The sequence below is a fragment of the Vibrio sp. T20 genome, from assembly GCF_007858795.1.
Taxonomy (GTDB): domain Bacteria; phylum Pseudomonadota; class Gammaproteobacteria; order Enterobacterales; family Vibrionaceae; genus Vibrio; species Vibrio satsumensis.
In genome coordinates, this window is record NZ_VFEB01000033.1 from 1 (window position 1) to 323 (window position 323).

Sequence of the window (323 nt, forward strand, 5' to 3'; positions counted from 1 at the left end):
TGGTTCGTTGTGCAATGCAACGTAAAGAGAGCCGTGGCTTACACTACACGTTAGATTACCCTGAGCTTGCAAAAGACAGTGGCCCAACAATTCTTACACCAGAGAAAACCCAATCGTAAATATGAGTAACAGATAAATAAAAAGGAGCAAGTGCTCCTTTTTTTATCTAGCGCTCTCGTTGTAAGAGTGCCAGAAAATGACGATACTCACGCTCACGACAGCTGTCTCGCCATAGTAAGACAGAGTGTCCACACTCGAATTGCAGTTTGACAAAGAACTGTGCCCAGGCTTTGTCAACGGACTTTAATTTATAACGTTGGTCA

Annotated in this window: 1 protein-coding gene; it reads left to right on the top strand. The window is 43.3% G+C overall.

What is annotated here, in order from left to right; genetic code table 11:
- Positions 1-119 (top strand): hypothetical protein (locus FTW16_RS24890; RefSeq protein WP_409994443.1); only part of this gene is annotated, 119 nt, incomplete at its 5' end.
- Between the last annotated feature and the right edge of the window lie 204 nt (positions 120-323).